This is a genomic window from Pseudarthrobacter sp. NBSH8 (assembly GCF_014217545.1).
Lineage (GTDB): Bacteria > Actinomycetota > Actinomycetes > Actinomycetales > Micrococcaceae > Arthrobacter.
The window spans coordinates 821,700-843,551 of the sequence record NZ_CP043178.1; the positions used below are offsets into that span (position 1 = coordinate 821,700).

Annotated in this window: 19 protein-coding genes and 1 pseudogene; 15 read left to right on the plus strand and 5 right to left on the minus strand. The window is 66.1% G+C overall.

From position 1 onward, the window contains the following. The first annotated feature begins 8 nt into the window (after window positions 1–8). From FYJ92_RS03790 to FYJ92_RS03815, 6 genes are all read left to right on the plus strand, one after another. A complete protein-coding gene (locus tag FYJ92_RS03790) occupies window positions 9–944 on the plus strand; it encodes an ATP-binding cassette domain-containing protein (RefSeq protein ID WP_185262668.1) in 936 nt (311 codons plus the stop codon). A gap of 108 nt (window positions 945–1,052) precedes the next feature. Then, complete coding sequence (locus FYJ92_RS03795) at window positions 1,053–2,051, plus strand: Gfo/Idh/MocA family oxidoreductase (RefSeq protein WP_185262669.1); 999 nt, start codon at window positions 1,053–1,055, stop codon at window positions 2,049–2,051. After that, a complete protein-coding gene (locus FYJ92_RS03800; RefSeq protein WP_185262670.1) occupies window positions 2,048–3,109 on the plus strand; it encodes a Gfo/Idh/MocA family protein in 1,062 nt (353 codons plus the stop codon). The genes FYJ92_RS03795 and FYJ92_RS03800 overlap by 4 nt, the downstream gene beginning before the upstream one ends. Window positions 3,110–3,144: 35 nt before the next feature. Next, complete coding sequence (locus FYJ92_RS03805) at window positions 3,145–4,260, plus strand: Gfo/Idh/MocA family oxidoreductase (protein ID WP_185262671.1); 1,116 nt, start codon at window positions 3,145–3,147, stop codon at window positions 4,258–4,260. Beyond that, entirely contained in the window at window positions 4,260–5,063 is an 804-nt protein-coding gene (locus FYJ92_RS03810) for a TIM barrel protein (RefSeq protein ID WP_185262672.1), read from the plus strand. Before FYJ92_RS03805 ends, FYJ92_RS03810 begins: the two co-directional genes overlap by 1 nt. Further along, on the plus strand, window positions 5,060–6,094 hold the full coding sequence (locus tag FYJ92_RS03815) for a Gfo/Idh/MocA family oxidoreductase (protein WP_185262673.1): 1,035 nt from the start codon (window positions 5,060–5,062) through the stop codon (window positions 6,092–6,094). The genes FYJ92_RS03810 and FYJ92_RS03815 overlap by 4 nt, the downstream gene beginning before the upstream one ends. 76 nt (window positions 6,095–6,170) lie before the next feature. Here FYJ92_RS03815 and iolB read toward each other — a convergent pair whose 3' ends face one another. Together iolB and FYJ92_RS03825 are read right to left on the minus strand one after the other, a co-directional pair. Further along, a complete protein-coding gene (gene iolB, locus FYJ92_RS03820) occupies window positions 6,171–7,064 on the minus strand; it encodes a 5-deoxy-glucuronate isomerase (protein WP_185262674.1) in 894 nt (297 codons plus the stop codon). Window positions 7,065–7,080: 16 nt separating this feature from the next. Further along, window positions 7,081–7,821: a GntR family transcriptional regulator gene (locus FYJ92_RS03825; RefSeq protein WP_185262675.1), complete on the minus strand. Its 741-nt coding sequence runs from the start codon at window positions 7,819–7,821 to the stop codon at window positions 7,081–7,083. A 184-nt stretch (window positions 7,822–8,005) separates the two neighbouring features. Here FYJ92_RS03825 and FYJ92_RS03830 point away from each other — a divergent pair, with 184 nt between their 5' ends. Both FYJ92_RS03830 and FYJ92_RS03835 read left to right on the plus strand, forming a co-directional pair. Further along, window positions 8,006–8,476 carry an SRPBCC family protein gene (locus FYJ92_RS03830; RefSeq protein WP_185262676.1) on the plus strand — a complete coding sequence of 157 codons (471 nt, stop codon included), beginning with the start codon at window positions 8,006–8,008 and terminating at the stop codon, window positions 8,474–8,476. Between the two features lie 9 nt (window positions 8,477–8,485). Further along, on the plus strand, window positions 8,486–9,619 hold the full coding sequence (locus tag FYJ92_RS03835) for an LOG family protein (RefSeq protein ID WP_185262677.1): 1,134 nt from the start codon (window positions 8,486–8,488) through the stop codon (window positions 9,617–9,619). A gap of 17 nt (window positions 9,620–9,636) precedes the next feature. Here FYJ92_RS03835 and FYJ92_RS03840 read toward each other — a convergent pair whose 3' ends face one another. After that, entirely contained in the window at window positions 9,637–10,776 is a 1,140-nt protein-coding gene (locus FYJ92_RS03840; protein WP_255482293.1) for a VIT1/CCC1 family protein, read from the minus strand. A 256-nt stretch (window positions 10,777–11,032) separates the two neighbouring features. Between FYJ92_RS03840 and FYJ92_RS03845 the strand changes: the two genes are divergently transcribed. Then, a complete protein-coding gene (locus tag FYJ92_RS03845) occupies window positions 11,033–11,236 on the plus strand; it encodes a hypothetical protein (RefSeq protein ID WP_185262679.1) in 204 nt (67 codons plus the stop codon). Window positions 11,237–11,345: 109 nt separating this feature from the next. Here the strand turns inward: FYJ92_RS03845 and FYJ92_RS03850 are convergent. After that, window positions 11,346–12,837 (minus strand): annotated as a pseudogene (locus FYJ92_RS03850) (sodium:solute symporter). Between the two features lie 342 nt (window positions 12,838–13,179). Between FYJ92_RS03850 and FYJ92_RS03855 the strand changes: the two are divergent. Next, window positions 13,180–13,755: a helix-turn-helix domain-containing protein gene (locus FYJ92_RS03855; RefSeq protein ID WP_185262680.1), complete on the plus strand. Its 576-nt coding sequence runs from the start codon at window positions 13,180–13,182 to the stop codon at window positions 13,753–13,755. Between the two features lie 155 nt (window positions 13,756–13,910). On the opposite strand, the gene FYJ92_RS03860 is transcribed toward FYJ92_RS03855, so the two are convergent. Further along, the gene (locus FYJ92_RS03860) at window positions 13,911–14,066 is read right to left on the minus strand and encodes a hypothetical protein (protein ID WP_185262681.1); all 156 of its coding nucleotides are present in this window, start codon (window positions 14,064–14,066) and stop codon (window positions 13,911–13,913) included. Window positions 14,067–14,745: 679 nt separating this feature from the next. On the opposite strand from FYJ92_RS03860, the gene speB reads away from it, so the two are divergent. The 5 genes from speB (at window position 14,746) to FYJ92_RS03885 (ending at window position 21,772) form a co-directional block, all read left to right on the plus strand. Further along, on the plus strand, window positions 14,746–15,810 hold the full coding sequence (speB, locus tag FYJ92_RS03865) for an agmatinase (protein ID WP_185262682.1): 1,065 nt from the start codon (window positions 14,746–14,748) through the stop codon (window positions 15,808–15,810). A 5-nt stretch (window positions 15,811–15,815) separates the two neighbouring features. Next, entirely contained in the window at window positions 15,816–17,522 is a 1,707-nt protein-coding gene (locus tag FYJ92_RS03870; RefSeq protein ID WP_185262683.1) for a thiamine pyrophosphate-binding protein, read from the plus strand. A gap of 188 nt (window positions 17,523–17,710) precedes the next feature. Further along, window positions 17,711–18,217, plus strand: a complete 507-nt coding sequence (locus tag FYJ92_RS03875) for a MarR family winged helix-turn-helix transcriptional regulator (protein ID WP_185262684.1) — start codon at window positions 17,711–17,713, stop codon at window positions 18,215–18,217. 1 nt (window position 18,218) lies between these two features. Beyond that, entirely contained in the window at window positions 18,219–19,850 is a 1,632-nt protein-coding gene (locus tag FYJ92_RS03880; protein ID WP_255482294.1) for an MFS transporter, read from the plus strand. Window positions 19,851–20,038: 188 nt separating this feature from the next. Next, complete coding sequence (locus FYJ92_RS03885) at window positions 20,039–21,772, plus strand: ABC transporter ATP-binding protein (RefSeq protein ID WP_185262685.1); 1,734 nt, start codon at window positions 20,039–20,041, stop codon at window positions 21,770–21,772. Window positions 21,773–21,852: the final 80 nt, after the last annotated feature.

The following is a 21,852-nucleotide window of genomic DNA, read 5'->3' on the forward strand; positions in this document are numbered from 1 at the left end:
CCGGGAAAATGAATGCCAAAGAGATCGACCAGCAAACGCTGCTCCAGAACGAAAAAGATCCCCTCACCCACACCCCCGTCCACCTGCTCTCCCTCGAGGCAGTAGGCAAGCATTACGGCAACATCATCGCCCTGAGCGAGGTCACCATGGCCGTGGACAACGGCCGCGTGACCTGCGTGCTGGGCGACAACGGCGCCGGTAAGTCCACCCTGATCAAGATCATCGCCGGCCTGCACCAGCACGACGCCGGGGTCCTGAACATCATGGGCGAGGAACGAAAATTCACGTCCCCGCGTGACGCCCTGGACGCCGGCATTGCCACGGTCTACCAGGATCTCGCGGTGGTGCCGCTGATGCCGATCTGGCGGAACTTCTTCCTCGGCTCGGAGCTGACCAGCGGCTTTGGCCCGTTCAAGAGCCTGGACGTCGAGAAGATGAAGGAGATCACGCTCCAGGAACTCGCCGAGATGGGCATCGACCTGCGCGATGTGGAGCAGCCCATCGGCCAGCTCTCCGGCGGTGAACGCCAGTGTGTGGCGATCGCCCGGGCCGTGTACTTCGGCGCGAAGGTCCTGATTCTGGATGAGCCGACGGCGGCGCTGGGCGTGAAGCAGTCCGGTGTGGTTTTGCGCTACATCCTGCAGGCCCGCGACCGCGGCCTCGGGGTCATCTTCATCACCCACAACCCGCACCACGCCTTCCCCGTCGGGGACCGGTTCCTGCTGCTCAAACGCGGCAAGTCGATCGGCTACTACGACAAGAAAGACATCACCCTCGACGAACTCACCGCCCAGATGGCCGGCGGCGCCGAACTCGCCGAACTCGCCCACGAACTCGAACAACTCGGCGGCCACAGCGACATCGTCAAAGAAGTCCAGGCGGAGGTCGCGGACGTGGCCGACGTCGCAGATGCCTTCCAGGCAGGCTCCCCAAGACACACCTAACAGGCGCCGGCCGAAGGGGCCCTCCGGCGGACTGCCGGCGGGGCCCTGCCTTGCCATGGGCAGCCATCAAATGACGTGCAGAATCACGATGGACAGGAAAGGACCAACATGCCGATCCGGGTAGGCGTCATCGGCGCCGGAATCATGGGCGCCGACCACATCAGGAATCTCTCCACCACTATCGGCGGCGCTGAAGTCACTTATGTGGCAGATATCGACGCCGGCCGTGCCGCGGCCGCTGCGCCACTGGCCGCCCGCATCACCACCGATCCCTCCGAGCTGATCAATTCAAGCGAGGTGGACGCCGTCGTGGTGGCCTCGCACGACTCCACGCACGCCGGGCTGGTGCTGGAATGCTTCGAGGCGATGACCCCGGTGTTGTGCGAAAAGCCAATGGCACCCACACTCCTGGAGAGCCTTGAGGTGGTAGCGGCGGACGCCGATATTGTGGCCGCCACTGGCGCATCGCTGCTCTCACTGGGCTTTATGCGGCGCTTCGACCCCGGCTACGTGGCCCTGCGCCAGTCCGTGCAGGACCGGGTCCAAGGTGAGCCCCTGATGGTCCACTGCACCAGCCGCAACGCTGCTGCGGGCCCCGGCACCACCTCGGAATCGGCCATCACCAATTCGGCGATCCACGAGCTGGACATTATTCCCTGGCTGCTGGACTCTCCCATCACTGAAGTGTCATGGCAGGCCGGGCGGAGCTCACGCCATGCCGACGGCGGCCTGCAGGACCCGGCCTTTATGATGCTCCGCACCGCCGACGGCACGGTGACCACCCTGGAGCTGTTCCTGAACGCCCAGTACGGCTACACCACGAGTTGCGAGGTTGTCTCGGAACGGGGCACCACCGGCCTGAAGAATTCCGTACTGCTGGGGGTCCAGCAGGCGGGTCTCAGTCAGACGGCGATACCCGCAGACTGGCGCCCGCGGTTTGCCGACGCGTACCGGCTGCAGTTGCAAGCGTGGATCTCAGCATTGGCCCAGGGGGAACAACCACCCTCGGCCGGGGCGCAGGATGGCCTCAACGCCTCGCTCGTTGCCCAAGCCATGATCCAGTCCCTGCACAGCGACAGCGCCTACACGAAAGTGAGCTACTCATGAGCATCTCTGCCCTGCCGGTTTCCCGCGTGCCCGGTTCCCGGGATGCACCGGTGCTGCGCTGGGGGATCATGGGACCAGGCTGGATCGCCGAACGCTTCACGGAATCCGTCCAGGCACACACGGACCAGGTGATTGTTGCCGTCGGGTCCCGTTCGCTCAGCCGGTCCAAGGCATTCGCGGATGCTTTCGACGTGCCAGCCGCCTACGGTAGCTATGCGGAATTGGCCGCCGCCCCGGACGTCGACATCGTCTACGTCTGCACGCCACACAACTTCCACCACCAGGCCGCGGTGCTCGCCCTCGACGCCGGCAAACACGTTTTGGTCGAGAAACCGATCGGCCTCAACGCGGCGCAGGCCCGGGACATCGCCCAGCGCGCCGAGGCCGCCAGTGTGTTCGCCGCCGAGGCCATGTGGAGTTTCTTCCTGCCCAAGTTCGACGTGATCCGGCAGATCCTCGACGCCGGGACCCTGGGCACCGTCACCACGATTTTTGCCGAATACGGCGAACACTTCGACCGCAGCCACAGGATCTTCGATCCCGCGCTGGCGGGCGGCCCGCTGCTGGACCTCGGCACGTACCCGATGGCCCTCGTCACCGAGGTCCTGGGCCTGCCGGAACAGCTGCGTGCCATGGGCCAGCCTCACGAATCCGGGGTCAACGCCCAGCTGTCCGCCATCATGCAGTTCGCCGGCGGCGCGCAGGCCGTGGTGAACACGCACGTGCACAACTTCACGCCTACGTCCGCCACGATAGTCGGTTCCGAAGCCACGCTGACTATCGACGGGCCTTTCAACATGCCCGGTGGCTTCGAAGTCCGCTTCCCGGACGGGCCCCGGCTGCGCCATGAGGAACCGGCCGGCGGCCACTTCGAGGGACTGCACTACGAAGCCGCTGCCGTGGCCCGTGCCGTGGCCGCCGGGCAGACGCAGGCGTGGCAGCGGACCCTGGCAGCGTCCATCCGAACCTTGGACGTTGCCGACGAAATCCGCCGCCAGCTGGGCGTGGTGTTCCCAGGCGAAGAGACGTTGGCGGACGAGGAAACCGCCCGGCTCTGATTCATATTTGTTCTGACCACCGAAAGGACAGGCCCATGGCCTACATCGAACAGCACTCCGGCGGACTCCCCGCACCCGTAAAAGTCGGGCTCATCGGCTCCGGCTGGATGGGGGCGTTCCATGCCGAAAGCATCGCCCGCCGGGTCCCAGGCGCTATCCTCGCTGCCATCGCTGACCCCAATGTGGAATCCGCGCAGACCCTTGCCCAATCACTGGGCACAGCCAAGGTCACTGCCGACGCCGCGGACATCCTGGCCGATCCGGAAATCGACGCCGTGGTCATCGCCAGCCCGGCCCGCTTCCACGCCGCCCTGATCACCCAGGCTGCCGCCGCGGGGAAGCACGTCTTCTGCGAGAAGCCTGCGGGCCAGAGCCTGGAAGAACTCGATGCCGCGCTTGCCGCCGTTGAAAAATCCGGGGTGCATTTCCAGATCGGCTTCAACCGACGCTATGCGGATGACTTCCAGGCCGCCAAGAAAGACCTTGCGGCCGGCATCGCCGGGCAGCCGCAGCTCCTGCGCTCGCTGACCCGCGATCCGGGCAACGGCAGCATCCCGAACGCGGCCAGGGTCCCCGCGTGGACGGTCTTCCTGGAAACCCTGATTCACGACTTCGACACCCTGAACTGGTTCAACGAAGGCGCCGAGCCGGTGGAGGTCTATGCCGTGGCCGACGCCCTCGTGGAACCGGCGCTGCGCGATCAGGGCTTCCTGGACACCGCGGTGGTGACCATCCGCTACAGCAACGGCGCCATCGCCGTGGCGGAAGCAAACTTCAGTGCCCTCTATGGCTACGACATCCGCGGAGAGGTCTTCGGTTCCAAGGGCATGGTCCAGGCCGGCCGTGCCACCGGGACGGCGGCCCGGCGTTACACGGCGGAGGGACTGTCCGCGGAAACCCCGCGCCTCAACGTGGAACTCTTCCGGCAGGCCTACACGGACGAACTCGCCGATTTCGCAGCCACGGTTCGGGCGCAGCGTGACGGCACACCGCCGCCGTCGGGCGCTTTCACCCTCACTCCCGGGGCCGCAGACGCCCGCCGTGCGCTGGCCATGGCGCTGGCGTGCATCGAATCGGTCAAACAGGGCGGTCCGGTGGCTGTGGCTGCTGCCCCCTTGGCGCGGCGTGACGTCGCTCAGGCGGGCGTCTGATGCGGCTGGCCGTCTGTGCAGAAATGGTCTTCACGGACCTGCCGTTTGTGGAACGGGTGCAGCGGCTCCACGACGCCGGGTTCGACGTCGAGATGTGGGACTCCAGGGGCAAGGACCTGGCCGCGCTCAAGGCCACCGGCGCGGTGTTCTCCTCCATGACCGGGTACACCTCCGGCAGCCTCGTGGACCCCGCCACGGCCGACGACGTGGTGCGGACGGCCGAGTCGCTGATTCCCACAGCCCTGGAGCTTGGCGTCAGCCGCATGGTGGTGCACTCCGCGGAGCTCATCGATGGCCAGGCCGCCCGCCCCCTCCACCGGTCCACCGGCCAAATGTGGAGCACCGGGGCGCGGACGCTGGAGCGACTCGGCAACTTGGGGGCGAAGTATGGGGTGACGTTCTGCCTGGAGAACCTCAACACGATCCTGGACCACCCCGGCATTCCGCTCGCCCGGGCCAAGGACACCCTGGCGCTCGTGGAAGCGGTCGGTCACCCCAACGTGAAGCTCATGCTGGACCTCTACCACGCACAGCTGGGGGAGGGGAACCTCATCGAGCTTGTGCGGACCGCGCTGCCCCACATAGGCGAAGTCCAGGTGGCGGACGTACCGGGCCGCTGCGAACCCGGAACCGGGGAGATCAACTACCCGGCCGTGGCCAGGGCGCTCGCGGACGCAGGCTACGAGGGGACGGTGGGTATGGAAGCTTGGGCCAGCAGCGACGACGAGGCAGCCCTTGCGGCCTTCCGGACGGCATTCACGGTGCCGGCCACTATAACGTTTTCAACGGAAGGAACACTATGAAGGACGTCATTCTCGGTCTGGTCGGAGTGGGGCGCATCGGCGTCATGCACGCGAACAACATCGCCGCGCTCAACGGAGTTCTCAACCCCGAGGGCATCAATGTCAGGCTCCTGCTCACCGACGTTGCCGAGGACCACGCCAAAGGGATTGCGGCCGGCCTCGGTGCCGGCTTCGTGCCCTCGGTGGCGGAACTCATCGCCGCCGGCGTGGACGGGCTGGTCATCGCCACGGGAACCGGAACCCACCCAGAGCTGATCAAGGCGGGGGTGGACGCCGGAATCCCGGTCTTCTGCGAAAAACCTGTGGCCATGAACGTGGCGGATGCCCTGCCGGTGCTGGACTACATCCGCGACAACAACGGCGTGGTGCAGATAGGCCACCAGCGCCGCTTCGACCACGGCTACCTGGAGGCCAAGCGTGCCTACCAGGCGGGCGAACTGGGGTGGGTCCATTCCCTGCGCGCCGTCACCTGCGACATGGCGCCGCCGCCCGTGGAGTTCCTCGCCAGCTCCGGCGGACTGTTCCGCGACTGCTCCGTCCACGACTTCGACATCCTGCGCTGGCTGACCGGCCGCGAGATTGTGGAGGTCTATGCGAAGGGCTCCAACAACGGCGACCCGGCCATCGGCGCCGTGGGCGACGTGGACACGGCGCTGGCCCTGGTCACGTTCGACGACGGGACAGTCGGCACCGTCTCAGCCACCCGCTACAACGGCGCCGGCCACGACGTCCGCCTGGAAATCCAGGGCTCCAGCCGTTCGCTGATGGTTGGGCTCGATGAACAAACGGCCATGGCGTCGGCCGAAGCCGGGATCGGGTTCCCCGCCGGGGAACCCCACCGGACCTTCGCCGAACGCTTCGACCAGGCGTACCGATCCGAGATGGCCGCGTTCGTCGAGCTGATCCTGGGCCGGCGCGGGAACCCCTGCACCCCGGAAGACGCTGTGGCCGCTTCCCGCGTGGCTGACGCCGCCCAGGAATCACTGGCTACTGGTGTCCCGGTCAGGGTGGCCATGAGCGTAGCCAGGTGAGCGTACCGCTGCCATGAAAATGTCCCTCCGGAATCCGTTCCGGAGGGACATTCTCTTGATCACCAGAGCTTGATCTCTACCCGCCGAACGGCAGCCGGGGATCGATGTCCTGGCCGTCCCAGCTTTGGCGGACCCAGCCGTGGTGCGGGTCGTCGCTGATGAGCCATTCACGGACGGGGCCGGGGCCGGCCATCACGTTCAGGTAATACAGGTCATAGCCCGGGGCTGCCATAGCGGGGCCATGCCAGCCGTAGGGGACCAGCACAACGTCGCCCGTGCGGACCTCGGCCGCGACGTCGATGGGCCGCTCATCCGAGGCGTACACGCGCTGGTAGCCGATGGCATCGGCGTCGGCGGGTGCCCCGGAACCGGCAGCCACCTGCGTTTCGAAGTAGTAGATCTCTTCGAGGTTCGTTTCGCCGTCCTTCTCCTCATCGTGCTTGTGCGGAGGGTAGGAGGACCAGTTTCCGGCGGGAGTGAGGACTTCGCACACGATGAATCGGTCAGCTTCGAGGGCCGCGGGCGTACCGAAATTGTGGACCTGGCGGGAGCAGTTGCCGGCCCCGCGGAGTTCCACGGGCGTCTCCGCCGCGGTAACCAGCCGGGTGGGATAGGAGGCTTTCGCCGGCGCGGTGGCGACCGCCACCCGTCCGCCGTCGGACGAGCTGATGGTGACGGCGCGGCCCGTTCCCGAGTACAGCACGTCGCTGGGGCCGTGGAACACGGACGCCCGCCCCTTCAGGACATACTCTTCACCGTCCACGGCGACGGTGAAGGAGCCGTTGAGCGGAACCACTATGCGCTCCTCGTCCGCTGCCGGGAGAACGACGGCGGCCCCTGCAGTTAGGGTGGCCACCTTCAGGCCCGTATGGGCCCAGCCGTCCACGGCCAGGGTTGAATCGGAGGTTCCGAGAGAGATGTCCCAAGCGCCGTCGGCGGCGCTGCCCAGGGGGTAGACCCAGTTAGTCATTAATGTATTCCTTGCGCTATCGCTGTACGAGTGTCATTTCAAAGCTGTACGAATCCGCCCGGTACACGTGGTGTCCGGTTTCCACCCGGCGGCCGGCGTCGTCTGTTGCGGTGCGTTCCATGGTGACCAGCGCGGAATTGACCTCAGCCTCCAGCAGGCCCGCCTGATAGTCGTTGGCGATCATGGCGCCGATTCTTTGCGAGGCAAGGCGGAAGTTCACGCCACCACGGCGGAGAATGGCGTAGAGGCCCTCAGAGGCAAGCATGGATTCGTCCATCGTGGCGATGTCGTCCCGGACCCAGTTCTCCATCAGGGCCAGGGGCTTGCCGCCCACTTTCCGCAGGCGGGTGAAGTGGTACACATTGGAACCGGCGGGCAGTTCGAGGGTGGCGAGCGTCGCCGCGTCGGCCTCCATGTGGGAGAAAGTCAGCACCTGCGTGGTGGGCTTCTTGCCGTTGTTGGAGAGATCATCAAACAGGCTGGAGAGCTCCAGGGGGCGGCGGACCTGGCTGGAGACCACCTGGGTGCCCACGCCGCGCTTGCGGACCAGCAGCCCCGAGCGGACCAGTTCGTCCATGGCTTTGCGCATGGTGGGCCGGGACAGGTTCAGCTGGGCCGCGAGATCGATTTCGTTCTCCAGCCGGCTGCCGGGTTCCAGGATTCCGCTATGGATGGCGTTCTCGATGCCCTGGACCACCTGGTGATACAGGGGCACGGGCGAGGAACGGTCGATGATGAGACCAAGTTGATTCGCCACTAAATACTCCTCGTTCCATGCCGGACCCTGGTGCCCGCCCGAGGTTCGGGCGGACATCCATGTCCTGATATGTCCGCTTGATAGGACATACTGCCTTAGTTGATAATATCAGCGGAATTTTGGAGGTCAAGGCTGCCACTGGCGGGCGTCCCTCCATTCGTGCCTGTGGTCCTAGGCTGGGGGGATGAACAACCGATACCTCGTCTCCCGCGAACGCTTCATCGCCGCTCCCCCCCAAGTGATCTTTGAAGTCCTGGCCACGCCCGCGCTGCACAGTGCGATCGACGGTTCCGGCACGGTGAAGGGCGCCCAGCCGCGCGGCCCGGAACGGCTGGGCCTCGGCGCCCGGTTCGGCATGGAAATGAACATGGCCGTGGACTACAAGATCCTGAACACGGTCTCCGAGTTCGAGGAGGGCCGGCGCATCGCCTGGCGCCATTTCTACGGCCATGTCTGGCGCTACATCCTCGAACCGGCCACCGGCGCGGACGGTGCTGCCGGCACGCGCGTCATCGAACAATGGGACGCCAGGGAGGTCCGCGGCAAGGTCTTCCTCCGGCTGGCAGGTTACTTGCGCCGCCACCCCGTCAGCATTGAAAAGACGCTGGCCCGGTTGGACGAGTACGTCACCGGCGCAGCCGGAGCGGCACGCTAGGTCCCCGGCGTGAACCCCTCCGGTGGCCTGGTCCCCAGCCCGCGGACCCTAGAGGTTGAGAGCCTGGAGGCCTTCGACCGGCTGGTCGCCGCTGGCGCGGTGGCCATGCACGGCTGGCACGCCCAGTCCCTGGATCTGCGTGGCCGGAACGCGGCGCTGGAAACCCTGGACGTGGAAGGTGCCATTTTCCTGGGGTGTACCTTCGACCAGGGCGTGGAAGAGGGGCTTCGTCGGCGCGGCGCACTGATCTTCCCCAGGCTGCAGGGTGTGCCGTTCGATCCCTACCGGGCCCGGCTCTACACGCCGCAGGAATTGTATGCCGGCCTGGAAACTTCACCCTATGAGGAGCTGCCTGACGCCCTGGTGTACCAGTGGAGCATCATCCCGGGGCAGCGCAACCGGCTGGACGCCACCCTGGCCTCGGCGCTGCATGACCACGCCATCGGCGACGCCCTGGACGAGTTCATACACGCGGACCTCCACGCCGGCCGCTCCACTGTGGGCGTGATGGGCGGCCATGCCGCCCAGCGGGGCACCCCGGACTTCACCCAGGCAGCCGAGCTGGGCAGGCTCCTGGCGCAGAGCGGGCGGAGGGTCGCTACAGGCGGCGGCCCCGGTGCCATGGAAGCGGCGAACCTCGGCGCCTATCTCAGCCACGTTCCGCTTGCGGAGTTCACGGCGGCACTGGCCGGGCTTGGATCCGTCCCCGGCTTCCGCCCCTCGGTGTCCGCGTGGGCACGCGAGGCGGCCGCCGTCGTCGAACGTTATCCGGGCGGAACCCCGTCGCTGGGCATCCCCACCTGGTTTTACGGTCATGAGCCGCCCAACTACTTTGCCACCCACATCGCCAAGTACTTCGCGAACGCCATCCGGGAGGCGATCCTGCTGGAACTGTGCGACGGCGGCATCATCTTCCTGCCGGGCGCGGCCGGGACCGTGCAGGAAATCTTCCAGGACGCCTGCGAGAACTACTACAGCGCGCGCGAAGCCGTGACGCCGATGGTGCTGGTGGGGCGGCAGCACTGGGAGTACGAGTATCCCGCGTGGCCCATGCTCCAGCGGCTGGCGGCCGGACGTGCCATGGAGGACCGGATCTTCCTGGTGGACAGTGTGGACGAGGCGCTCGCGGTGCTGGGCGCCTAGCCCATTTCCGGCAGCGCCTAGCCCACAGCAGTGCCGAATGCCAGCCCCAGCACATAGGTTACGGACGCGGCGCCCAAGCCGATGCCCAGCTGGCGCAGCCCGCGCGTCAGCGGCGACGTCCCGGACAGCAGGCCCACGATTCCGCCGGTGGCCAGCAGCGCCAGCCCCACCAGCACCGCGGCCACCACCAGGGCGGCCACCCCGGTCAGACCGAACAGGAACGGCAGGATGGGGACCACGGCGCCGGACGCGAAAAAGCAGAAGCTGGACATTGCCGCCCCCCACGCAGTGCCCACGGCCTCGTGCTGGTCCTCCAACTCCGGCAATTCGGGCTGCAGCGACAGGCTGGGATCGCAGTCGCAGCTCAGCAGGCCCATGCGTTCGGCCACGCGGTGTTCGGCCGCTTCGTGGGTCATCCCGCGCGCCAGGTAGACGAGCATCAGTTCGTTGTGTTCGATGTCCAGTTTCGGGGCGGCGGCGAGGGTGATCTGGGTGGGACGTGTGGCGGCCAGGAGCTCGCGCTGGGACCGGACGGAGACAAACTCGCCCGCGGCCATGGACATGGCGCCCGCGAGGAGCCCGGCCACACCGCTGAGCAGCACCACACCGCTGCCCACTCCGGAAGCGGCCATGCCCACCACGAGTGAGAGGTTGCTGACCAGGCCATCGTTGGCGCCAAAGACGGCGGCGCGGAAGGTCCCGGCGAGCCGGCTGCGGCCACGGGTTGCCAGGCCGCGGACCACTTCCTCATGGATCTGCTCATCCGCTGCCATGGCGTCCGTGGCGTTGGGATCCAAGGCATAGGGGGAGCGGCCCTCAGCGCGCTGAGCGAGGGCCAGGACAAAAACGGAGCCGAAGTGGCGGGCCAGGAAACCCAGGAACTGGCTGCGGAGCGATGCCGGCCGGGACTTTTGGGCGTGGTCGCCGAGGAGCCGCAGCCAGTGGGCCTCGTGCCGTCCTTCGGCTTCGGCGAGGGCCAACAGGATGGCACGCTCTTCGCCGTCACGGTTCTGGGCGAGGTCGCGGTAGACGGCGGCCTCTGCCCGTTCGTCCGCCAGGTACTGGCGCCACCGGCGGAGGTCCGCCGGCGTGGGCTGCGGCGCGGATGGATTGGATTCCGCGGGCGCTGCTTGGTGGGGATTGTGGTGCTGAGACACGCAAGGCTCCTGTGCTGGATGGGGAAGGTTCGGCCCCATTGCACCGCCCAGCTTACCGCGGAACGACGCGGGTTTTCGGCTGGCTGACCTCACTGCGGAGTTTAGGTTTCCCTCAAAATATGCAGGTCCACCGGGTGTTCCCGGCCGGGTTCCGGCGGCTCTTGACCGGGCCCACCGGCGGTGCTGTGATGAAGGAGTGGCGTCCGCCCGCGCCCACTCACGAAGCACGTCAAGGCGAACAAACGGAGGTCGAATCATGAGCACCACCGGACAGTACCCGGACATGCCGCACCTGGAATCCGTTGAAGCGGATCCCGCCTATGACTACGCCGAGGACGTCCCCATCAGCGTGGACGACTGGGACGCCGAAGAAGTGGTGGTTCCCACGCCTCCGGTAGCAGTCGACGCCGAGGAGCGCGTGGTCCCACTCGATGAGGACGAGTTCCGCGGAACGGAATGAAACGAACGACGGCGGCACTCCGGTTCGCAGGGGAAGCGAAGGGGAGTGCCGCCGTCGTACTCTGCGTTGGTTGAGCCTTTATCTCCGGCGTTCGAGCCTATCGAGATCCTTAGTGGGTCGGGTGGCTGGCCATCGGGTGGGCTTCCATGGGCAGTTCTTCGGTGACAGCTCCTGCGACCCGCTTCTCCCAGGCCTCGCGGACCTCGGGGTCCGTGGGAGGCGTGAGCAGCGAGATCACGATGTAGGAAACCAGCGACGCGCCCAGGCCCCAGTAAATGGGATCGTTGGCGTAGACACCGTCTTCGCTGGGAATGATTCCCGTGGCGTACGCGATCAGCAGTGCCCGGGTCAGCACCGAGCCGACGGCCATGGACCAGGCGGCTGCGATGCCGGTACCGCGCTTCCAGGCCAGGCCGCCGAGGATGGCCACCAGCAGGCCGCCCACCAGGATGTCGTAGGCGATGGTGAGTGCCACCACGACGTCCTGCGCGGCCATGGAGATCAGAACGGCCACGACGCCCAGGCCCAGGACCCAGTAACGGTTGGCACGGACGTCGTGCTCGGGGTTTTCGGTGTCGTCGGTGTTGATCGTCTTACCGAACCAGCTGGCCACGAACGGCACCACGTCGGCGCGGGCAACCGTGGCGGCCGCGATCAGGGCGCCGGAGGCGGTGGACATCATGGCTGCGACTGCGGCGGCCATGACCAGGCCACCGATGCCGATCGGCAGGATCTGGGTGGCGACCTCGGCGTAGACAACGTCCTTGCCAAGGTTGGCGACGTCGATGTCGGGCAGGGCCACGCGGGCGGCCAGGCCGATCAGGGCGCCGGCGACGCCGTACAGGATGCAGTAGACGCCTGCGGTGGCGCCGCCCCAGCGGGCCACGGTGGTGGTCTTGGCGGTGAAGACGCGCTGCCAGATGTCCTGGCCGATGAGCAAGCCCAGGGTACAGACCACGAAGTAGGTGACGATGGTCTGAATCCCGATGCCGTCGAGCTGGAAGAAGCTGGCGTCAACGCGGGCACGGATCCCGTCGAAGCCGCCTGCTGCGTTGAGCGTGAACGGCAGCATCAGGGCGAAAATGCCGACGGTCTTGATGATGAACTGCACCTGGTCGGCCAGGGTGATGGACCACATGCCGCCGACGGGAGAGGTAGACCAGGACGATGGCGCCGCCGACGGCGATGGCGAGCCAGCGCTCCCAGTCGCACAGGACCACAAAGATGGTGGCGTAGGCGCCGGTGGAGGTGGCGCACAGCATCAGGGTGTAGGCCAGCATTACGATGCCGGAGGTCTGGGTGGCGTGTTGGCCGTAGCGCAGGCTGAGCATCTGGGAGACCGTGTAGATCTTCAGTCGCTGGATGGTGCCGGCGAAGAGCAGGCTCAGGAGGAGCACACCCGAGCCGATGGCCACCACGAGCCACATGCCGGAAATGCCGAATTTGTATCCCAGGCCGACGCCGCCGACGGTGGAGGCGCCGCCCAGGACCACGGCGGCCATGGTTCCGGTGTAGAGCAGCGGGCCGAGGCGGCGGCCGGCCACCAGGAAGTCGCTGTTGTTCTTGGTGCGGGATTTGCCCCACCAGCCGAAGGCCAGCATGGCGATGAGATACACCACCACGATGGCGATGTTGACGAAGTGGCGTCCATTTGGGGCTACTTGGAGCTGATCTGCAGCTTGGCTGGTATCCCGGCGGCGCTGCTGGGGTCGCCGGTCTTCCGCTGCTCCTGTTGAGTGGGGAGGAAGAGTTCCTCAAATATTGCCTCAGAGACGGCACTTGTTGCCTAAAAGCAAATGCTGTGACCGACGCAACAGTCAAGGTCGGCCCCATCATCTGCTGTTCGACGCCGCGCGTGCGACGTTCGCGGCGTCCCGAAGGCGGTTGGCCACTAGGATTGCTCCAGAGATGGGGCCGCACCGCCGGCCATGAAAGGTCCGCACATGAAGGCACTGCCAGTTGAGCCGAGCAACGTTCCCGTTGCCATCGGTTCCCGAATCCGTGCCGCCCGGCAGTCCCAGCGGCTGACCATCGAGCAGGTTGCCGACGCTACAGGCCTGACCAAGGGCTTCCTGAGCCGCGTGGAACGTGACCTCACGTCGCCGTCGGTCGCGTCCCTGGTGACACTGTGCCAGGTCCTGTCCATCTCCATCGGCGATTTGTTCGTTGCCCCGGAAACACACCTGACCAAGCGGAACGACGGCCCCCGCATCTCCCTCGGCGGCGAAGGCATCGTAGAGCGGCTCCTGACGGCCCGTTCCGAACGGCGCATCCAGATCATCCAGGCCGTCATCGAGCCGCATGGCCGCGGGGAGACTGAGCTCTACGCCGTGGACTGCGACGTTGACGTGCTCCACGTGATCAAGGGAAGCATCCGGCTGATCATGACCAACGAGGAATACGAGCTCAGCACCGGCGACACCGTGACGTTCCCCGGCCGCGAGCCGCATACCTGGGTCAATCCCACCGACGAGGCCGTCGAGGTTCTCTGGGTCCTGGTCCCCGCCGCCAGCGGGTAGGGCGGTTTCTTCCCGGCGCGTGTGCGCTCCTCCCCGCTTCGTGGCCCGGTTCTGTCCGGCGCCGCCTGACGCCGCCCGTCCTTGGCTGCAATGCCGCGGGCTGTGCGTTGTCTGGGTGTGCCGTGGGTGGAGCAACTGGGCGGGAGTGCACGCGGTTAGGTCCGCGACCTCTGGCTGGCTGCCAGCACCGCCCTGATTTCGGCCACCACCTGCTCCGGATTGAACCAGATGTGCTCCGGCATGTAGCGCAGCAGGAATACTTGGGTCTCGAATGCGATGCCGTTGCTCCGGAACAGGTACTGGGCATCCACCTCAACAATGGATTCGGCCCGAAGGTCTAATTCTTGCAGTGCGCGCCGGATCGGGGCTGACCGGTCGCCTCTCAGTTGGTCCGGAGCAGCTCAAGCGGCACCCCGTGCAACCGGATTGCCGAGGTCGCCATGGCAGTGGACGACGGCGGTGCGAGGCATCCCAGGGCGTGCAATGCCACGTCTTCCACGGCGGCCACCGGCAGCTCCGGATGGCCCTCGAAGCGGGCAGTCCGGTGCCGGATGAAGCCGCTGCCGTGGCCGTGATTGCAGGCAAGGTGCAGCCGGGAGGGCAGGTTCTGCAGCCATAGCCCATAGTGTCCTGCCGCGCTGGCGCAAGTGAGCCTGGCGTTGTGATGGACTGCCTCCGCAAGATCCTGGTCGCAGTCCGGAGTGAGGAAGATTCCCCGCCGGGGCCGGGAGGCGTATGTGGGTAACCCGCACGGTCCGTGCTGTACGCTCCTGCCCGGTTGCCCCACCCTGGGCCCACCACGGGCCGCGGAGATCCGCGTGGTTCCGCCGCTGGTGGCGGCGGCGAGGGGACTGCGCCTCGGGCAACCGGGCTGGAGCGAGCGTCGAGACCCTTGCGCCAAGAGTTTGTAAACAACTGATGCGCATAAGAAAACTTCAGGCTATGATGGCTGTCACACCCGCCGATCAATCCTCGAAGGAGAGGCTCATTTTGAAAGAGCTGCGCATCGAAGCCAACGGCAACCTTGGCCCCATCGATTCATCCCGTATCCCGCGCTATGCCGGCGCTGCAACGTACGCCCGACTGCCGCGCCTGGACCAGGTGGCCAAGGCTGACGTGACGGTGGTGGGAGTGCCCTTCGACTCGGGTGTTTCTTATCGTCCCGGCGCCCGTTTTGGCTCCAATCACATCCGCGAGGCCAGCCGCCTGCTGCGCCCGTACAACCCCGCCTGGGACGTCAGCCCGTTCGAAAACATCCAGGTGGCCGACGCCGGCGATATGGCGGTCAACCCGTTCAACATCAACGAGGCCATCGAAACCATCCAGCAGAATGCCCTGGACCTCACCGCGGCCGGCAGCAAACTGGTGACGCTCGGCGGGGACCACACCATTGCCCTGCCGTTGCTCCGCGCGGCTGCCGAGCGCGCGGGCGGCCCCATCGCGATGCTGCACTTTGACGCCCACCTGGACACCTGGGATACCTACTTCGGCGCCGAATACACGCATGGCACCCCGTTCCGCCGGGCCGTTGAAGAAGGCATCCTGGACACGGAAGCCATCAGCCACATCGGCACCCGCGGCCCGCTCTACGGCAAAAAGGATCTCGACGACGACCACCGCTTCGGGTTCGGCATCGTCACCTCCGCTGACGTCTACTACCAGGGCGTCCTGGAGACCGTGGCCAAGGTCCGCGCCCGGATCGGCAACCGCCCGCTCTACATCTCCGTGGACATCGACGTCCTGGACCCCGCGCATGCGCCCGGTACCGGAACCCCGGAGGCCGGCGGCATCACCAGCCGCGAACTCCTGGAGATCATCCGCGGCTTCCGCGGCATGAACCTGGTGGGCGCCGACGTCGTCGAGGTTGCTCCGGCCTACGACCACGCCGAAATCACCGGTGTGGCGGCCAGCCATGTGGCCTATGAACTGATCACCCTGATGGCGGACAATGCTGTTGAAGGTGACCGGTTCGGGACCGCCAACGGCTACGCCGCCCAGACTCTCGGCCAAGAAGCCCGCCAACCTGCCGGTTTCGCCGCCGGAACCAAGGAGTAGCCACCATGATTGATTCCGATCCGGGCACGGCAGCCGCGCCCGCAGGGGAGAGCCGGGGGACCAGTCAGCGCAATGGCGGGGACCTCGTCGTCGAAACCCTTGAAGCGCTCGGCGCCAAGACCGTCTTCGGCATCCCGGGCCAGCATGCGCTCGGCCTGTTTGACGCCATGGGCCGCGGCAACCTGCACTTTGTGTCCTCCCGCGTGGAGAACAACAGCGCCTTCGCCGCGGATGGGTACTCCCGCGCCACCGGCGAAGTGGGAGTGCTGTTCCTGTCCACTGGACCCGGCGCGCTGACGTCCCTCGCCGGCCTGCAGGAGGCGTATGCCACGGGTGTGCCCATGGTGGTGGTGGCCAGCCAGATCCCGCTCGCGGGACTGGGCGCCCGCCGCAAGGGCATGCTGCACCAGCTCGATGACCAGAAGGCCTCGGCCGCGAACGTCACCAAGAGCCAGCGCCTGATCCAGCACGCGTCGGGCATTCCGTCGGCCATCCAGGATGCCTGGACTGAAGCCATCTCCTCGCCGCAGGGCCCGGTCTGGCTGGAAATCCCGCAGAACGTGCTGCTGGATCCCATCATGGTGCCGCCGGTGGAGGACGCACTCGCCGAAGCAGCGGACAACCCGCCGCGCTTGGAGCTGGTCCGGGAAGCGGTGAAATGGCTGTCGACGGCGGAACGTCCCGCCATCATCGCCGGTGGCGGTACGCGGCGGGGCCGGGCCGAAAAATCGCTGCTCTCGATTGCCGAGAAGCTGCGGGCGCCGGTCATCTGCACCCCGGGCGGCAACGGCGCCTTCCCGTGGACCCATGAGCTTTCGCTGCAGTCCTGGATCGAGGACCGCCACATGACGGACCTCCTTGAGGATGCCGACGTCCTGATTGTCATCGGCTCCTCCCTCGGTGAAGTCACGTCCAACTACTTCACGTTCGCACCGCGCGGCCGTATCATCCAGATCGACGCCGAACCGCGCGTCCTCGAATCGAACAGCCCCGGTCTGGGCATCCGCGCCGACGCCGGCCAGGCGCTCGCCGCCCTCGACGAGGCCCTGGCAGCGCCCGTCGACACCACCCGCAGCTGGCACGGGGCCACCCCCGAGGACCTGGTGACGGACTCGCTCGCCAAGGTCAAGGCAAGGCTCGAATCCCAGGACCTGGGCAAAGAGCTGAAGTTCATGTCGGACATCCGCGATGCCGTACCCGCGGACATGCAGACTTTCTGGGACATGACCATCTCGGCGTACTGGGGCTGGAGCTGCTGGGATGCACGGCAGGGCCAGTTCCACTCCGCCCAGGGCGCAGGCGGCCTGGGCTACGGCTTCCCGGCAGCCATCGGCGGCGCCGTCGGGCTGGAAACACTGGGCAATCCCGGCCGGGTGCTTGCCGTTTCCGGTGACGGCTCCGCCATGTACTCCATTTCCGAACTCGCCACGGCCAAGCAGCACAACATCCCGGTCACCTGGCTGATCGTGGACGACGGCGGTTACGGCATCCTGCGCGAATACATGGTGGGCGCCTTCGGCAAGGCCACGGCCACCGAGCTCGCACGCCCCGACTTCGTCAAGCTCGCCGAAGCCTTCGGTGTGCCGGCCACGCGAGTGGCCCCCGAGGACGTCGGGGACGCGCTCAAAGCGGGCTTCGCGGCGCACGGACCCAACGTCGTCGTCGTCGAAACCCTGCTCAAGATGTTCGCTCCCACCCATCTGGGCGGCTGAACACCCAAAGCACCAACCAGGCGCGAACTTGCAGCTAATACCCTCCTCAAATCAGTTTGAGGGTAATAGCTGCCGGTTCGCGCGTGGCATTTAAAAGCGCTGGAATCCTGCCGACCCTTCTTTAGTTTCCCAAAGCAACCAGTTAAAGATATAGTTGCCTTAGGCAAACAAAAGAAGAGAGTTTGATCATGGCAGTTGCCCCGGACACCGCAGCGGACCTTGTCTACCGCATCTTCGACCTCCAGAGGGTGGTCCGATGCGTGGCCGCGGCGAGCTTCCGCGGACAGGACACCGGGGTTGCGCTGCAGGGCGTCCTCAGGTTCGTGGGGGAGGGGGAGTCCCGCGCCACCCACCTCGCGGAGCGGCTCGGCGTCAGCGCCCCCGTCCTCAGCCGCCACATCGCGGACCTTGAAGAGCTGGGTTACGTCATCCGGCGGCAGGATCCCGACGACGGCCGCGCCCAGCTGGTTGCCCTGTCGCCCGCGGGCCAGGACAAACTCAGGCAGATCGAGGAACGCCGCGCTGCCACGCTGCAGGATTACCTCAGCGACTGGAGCCAGGAGGATGCCGAAGATACGGCACGGATCCTGACGAAACTCTCGGAGTCCCTCAAGCATTCAGCCCGGGAACATGCGGTCCCGGCACTTTCAACCGTGGCAACAGCCGCCGCAACCCAGACCCTCCAGGAGCACTGATATGTCGAGCCAACCGGCCGCACCACCCTTGGCGATGACCCACCGCCAGATCATGGAAGCCCTGACCGGGCTCCTCGCGGCGTTCTTCACCGCCATCCTTAGCAGCACCATCGTGGCCAACGCGTTGCCCACCATCATGTCCGATCTGCACGGCACCCAGACTGACTTCGCCTGGGTGATCACCGCCGCACTGCTGGCCAACGCCGTCACCACCCCCATTTGGGGCAAGCTGTCCGACCTCTTCAATAAAAAGATCCTGGTCCAGCTGAGCATCGTCATCTTTGTGGCCGGCTCGGTTATGGCCGGACTCTCCGAGACCATCCCGCTGCTGCTCACCGCACGCGTTATCCAGGGTGTGGCGATGGGCGGGCTCACCGCGCTGGCGCAGGCCATCATCGGCACCATGATCCCGCCGCGGGACCGCGGCAAATACTCGGGCTACATGGGCGCCGTGATGGCGGTAGGCACTGCCGGCGGCCCGCTGCTGGGCGGCTTCATCGTGGACAGCCCGCTGGGCTGGCGCTGGACCTTCTTCGTCTGCGTGCCGCTCGCCGTCGTCGCGCTCATCCTGCTCCAGATCACCCTGAAAATCGAACACATCAAACGCCATGTCAAGATCGACTGGCTTGGCTCCATCCTGCTGACCTCCGGTGTCAGCCTGCTCCTGATCTGGGTGTCCTTCGCCGGCAACCCCGCCTATTTCGACTGGGTTTCCTGGCAGTCGGCCGCTATGGTGGGCGGCGGCGTAGTGCTGCTGGCCCTGCTGGTGCTGGTGGAGTCCAAGGTTGAGCAGCCCATCATCCCGCTGAAAATCATCTCCGAACGCACCACCGCTTTGGCCATCATCGCTTCAGTGGCCGTGGGCATCGCGATGTTCGGCTCAACCACCTTCCTGGGCCAGTACTTCCAGGTTGCCCGCGGCGCCACACCCACCGAAGCCGGGCTCCTGACGCTTCCGATGATCGCCGGCAACCTCACCGGTTCCGTCGTTTCCGGTCTGCTCATCAGCCGCACCGGAAAATGGAAGGGCTACCTGATCGGCGGGTCCATCCTGCTGATCGGCGGCCTCGGCCTGGCCGGCACCATGGACCACACAACCGAACTGTGGCAGGCCGGAATCTTCACGGCAATCCTGGGCTTGGGCCTCGGCATGCTGATGCAGAACCTGGTCCTGGCGGTGCAGAACACCGTGCGGGCGTCCGACATCGGTTCGGCCAGCGCGTCCGTGGCATTCTTCCGTTCGGTGGGCGGCGCGATCGGTGTCTCCGTTCTCGGCGCCATCCTCAGCCGCCGGGTCAGCGAACTCGCCACGCAGGGCCTGGCCGCGGCCGGCATCCCGGTGGCGGGCGGTTCCGCCGGAGCGAGCATGGACCTTGTTGATATGCCCGCACCGGTGCGCGAAATCATGCGCGCTGCCTATGGCGACGCCACGGCCGAGGTCTTCCTGATCTCCGCCGGCGTTGCAGTGATAGCCCTGATTTCGGTGCTGTTCATCAAGGAGCGCCCGCTGCGGCGCACCGTTGACATCCAGCCGGAGGTCCAGGCAGGGGCGGGGACCGCGGCAGAGGCAGGTGCCGCGGAAAGCGCCAATGCTGAAAGCACGACGCCGGAACTCGCCTCCGCGAGCCGCTGACCTGAGCACGGCTACCGCAGGTGGATGGCCGGGGAACCTGTGCGGGAGTACGCCGATCGGATGATCTTTGCGGTAGATATCTCGCCCGGGCAACGGATTTCGTAGAGTAGGTAGGCTGAGAAATGTCAGCGCCGTCTGTTACTACTTATCCTCATCATTTCGCGCTCTCTCCCTAAGGATTCAAGGGCATGCTCTTCACCCTCATACGGCGCTACTCCAAACCGTATATGCCATACATCGTGGCCGTCGTAGTGTTCCAGCTGGCGTCCACCATCGCAGCGCTCTACCTTCCCAGCCTCAACGCCCAGATCATCGACGAAGGCGTTTCCCGCGGGGACACGGATTTCATCTGGCGGACCGGGTCCGTGATGCTGCTGGTGGCCGTTGTCCAGGTGGGTACCGCCATCGCCGGCGTCTACTACGGCTCCAAAACGGCCATGGCCGTGGGCCGGGACCTGCGCCGCGGGGTGTTCCGCAAGGTCACCAGTTTCTCCGCCAAGGACGTGAACAGGTTCGGTGCCCCCACCCTCATCACGCGCGGCACCAATGACGTCCAGCAGGTCCAGATGCTGGCGCTGATGGGACTGAACTTCATGGTGGCCACGCCCATCATGTGCATCGGCGGGATCATCATGGCGCTGCGCGAGGACATCAGCCTGTCGTGGCTTGTCTGGGTCTCCGTGCCCGTGCTGTTCGTTGTGGTGGGCTACCTGGTAGTCCGGCTGATGCCCCTGTTCCGTTCCATGCAGAAGAAGATCGACCGCATCAACGCTGTCCTGCGCGAGCAGATCATCGGCATCCGGGTGGTCCGCGCCTTTGTCCGCGAACCGTACGAAACCGACCGTTTTGGCGTGGCCAACAAGGACCTGACCGACGTCTCCTTGAAAATCGGGGCGTTGTTTGTCCTGATGTTCCCGGCCATCGGCATGATCCTGCACCTGTCCACGGCCGCTGTGCTGTGGTTCGGCGGCCAGCGCGTGGATTCAGGCGAGATGCAGGTGGGCTCCCTGACCGCGTTCCTGCAGTACCTGTTGCAGATCCTCATGGCCGTCATGATGGGCACGTTCATGGCCATGATGATCCCGCGGGCCTCGGTCTGCGCGGACCGCATCGGTGAGGTGCTCGACGTCGAACCCTCCATCCACGATCCCGAACGTCCCGAAACTCCCGCCACACTGGCCGGGGTAGTCGAGTACCGGAACGTCACCTTCGCCTACCCAGGTGCCGAGACGCCGGTGCTGAGCAACATCAGCTTCACCGCCAGGCCGGGCGAGACCGTTGCGATCATCGGTTCCACCGGTGCAGGCAAGACCTCGCTGCTGGCCCTGCTGCCGCGCCTCTATGACATCGCCGAGGGCGAAGTCCTCCTGGACGGCGTCTCCGTCAGCAACCTGGACCGCGCCGAGATCACCAAGCGCGTGGCGCTTGTCCCGCAGCGGCCGTACCTCTTCTCCGGCACCATCGAATACAACCTGCGCTTCGGCAAGACCGAAGCCACGGACCAGGAACTCTGGGACGCGCTGCAGATCGCCCAGGGCGGGGACTTCGTCCGCGAGAAGAAGAACGGGCTGAACGCCCGCATCGCGCAGGGCGGCACCAACGTCTCCGGCGGCCAGCGGCAGCGGCTCTGCATCGCCCGCGCGTTGATCACCAAACCCAAGGTCTACCTCTTCGACGATTCGTTCTCAGCACTGGACGTGGCGACCGACGCCAGGCTCCGCGCCGCCCTGAAACAGACCACCGCCGACGCCACAGTGATCATCGTGGCCCAGCGGATCTCCACCATCACCGACGCAGACCAGATCCTGGTCCTGGACAACGGCCGGATCGTGGACCGCGGAACGCATGAGGAACTCCTGGAAACGTCACCCACCTACCAGGAAATTGTTGAATCCCAGCTGAGCGTGGAGGAAATGGCATGAGCGCCGCCAAGAAGGTCTCGACACGCTCGACCACCGAAACGAACCCGGATTCCACAACACCCGAAGATCTCCTGGAGGAC

What these genes read in the sequence shown, in the direction of transcription:
- FYJ92_RS03870 (WP_185262683.1), top strand. Translation starts at nt 15,816, where the DNA reads ATGATTGATTCCGATCCGGGCACGGCAGCCGCGCCCGCAGGGGAGAGC.
- FYJ92_RS03885 (WP_185262685.1), top strand. Translation starts at nt 20,039, where the DNA reads ATGCTCTTCACCCTCATACGGCGCTACTCCAAACCGTATATGCCATAC.
- FYJ92_RS03810 (WP_185262672.1), top strand. Translation starts at nt 4,260, where the DNA reads ATGCGGCTGGCCGTCTGTGCAGAAATGGTCTTCACGGACCTGCCGTTT.
- FYJ92_RS03830 (WP_185262676.1), top strand. Translation starts at nt 8,006, where the DNA reads ATGAACAACCGATACCTCGTCTCCCGCGAACGCTTCATCGCCGCTCCC.
- FYJ92_RS03845 (WP_185262679.1), top strand. Translation starts at nt 11,033, where the DNA reads ATGAGCACCACCGGACAGTACCCGGACATGCCGCACCTGGAATCCGTT.
- FYJ92_RS03800 (WP_185262670.1), top strand. Translation starts at nt 2,048, where the DNA reads ATGAGCATCTCTGCCCTGCCGGTTTCCCGCGTGCCCGGTTCCCGGGAT.
- FYJ92_RS03790 (WP_185262668.1), top strand. Translation starts at nt 9, where the DNA reads ATGAATGCCAAAGAGATCGACCAGCAAACGCTGCTCCAGAACGAAAAA.
- FYJ92_RS03855 (WP_185262680.1), top strand. Translation starts at nt 13,180, where the DNA reads ATGAAGGCACTGCCAGTTGAGCCGAGCAACGTTCCCGTTGCCATCGGT.
- FYJ92_RS03875 (WP_185262684.1), top strand. Translation starts at nt 17,711, where the DNA reads ATGGCAGTTGCCCCGGACACCGCAGCGGACCTTGTCTACCGCATCTTC.
- iolB (WP_185262674.1), bottom strand. Translation starts at nt 7,064, where the DNA reads ATGACTAACTGGGTCTACCCCCTGGGCAGCGCCGCCGACGGCGCTTGG.
- FYJ92_RS03815 (WP_185262673.1), top strand. Translation starts at nt 5,060, where the DNA reads ATGAAGGACGTCATTCTCGGTCTGGTCGGAGTGGGGCGCATCGGCGTC.
- FYJ92_RS03805 (WP_185262671.1), top strand. Translation starts at nt 3,145, where the DNA reads ATGGCCTACATCGAACAGCACTCCGGCGGACTCCCCGCACCCGTAAAA.
- FYJ92_RS03880 (WP_255482294.1), top strand. Translation starts at nt 18,219, where the DNA reads ATGTCGAGCCAACCGGCCGCACCACCCTTGGCGATGACCCACCGCCAG.
- FYJ92_RS03795 (WP_185262669.1), top strand. Translation starts at nt 1,053, where the DNA reads ATGCCGATCCGGGTAGGCGTCATCGGCGCCGGAATCATGGGCGCCGAC.